At 46.3% G+C, this 516-nt stretch carries 1 protein-coding gene; it reads left to right on the forward strand.

Features of this window, described 5'->3' with window-relative positions; all coding sequences use genetic code 11:
• A partial coding sequence (locus tag R7Q48_RS31130; RefSeq protein ID WP_318134285.1) for an acetate--CoA ligase family protein occupies window positions 1–516 on the forward strand: 516 nt, incomplete at both ends.

The raw sequence follows: 516 nt of genomic DNA on the forward strand, positions 1-516 counted from the left end.
GCTTAATTTGAGAAATAGTCGAGAAGTTTCTAACGCTGCACAATCGATTTTAGATACCGTCAAATTCAGTTACCCATCTGCAAACGTACACGGCCTGCTAGTTCAAGGCATGGCGAAGCTTGGCAGCGCGGAGGAGTTGCGAATCAGTATCGCGGTCGACAAGGTATTTGGGCCTGTCATTTTACTTGGTCAAGGTGGATCTGAATGGAACATCGCTCAAGATGCGGTGGCCGCCCTGCCTCCTTTGAATATGACGCTTGCACGCTATTTAGTCGTGGTTGCATTAAAGTCCGGGAAGATCCGTCTTCAGAAACACAAAGATGCGCTCGATATCACTGAGCTGTCAAAATTCTTAGTTCGTATTTCGCAAATGGCGGTTGAGTTACCTGAAATACAAAGACTGGATATCCATCCAGTATTGGTGTCTGGAGATGACTTAACCATACTTGATGCTGATGTGACGCTTTGCAAATATGAAGGTGACGCTCAAAAACGACTGGCTATTCGCCCTTTCCC

This window comes from Vibrio sp. 378 (assembly GCF_033339435.1).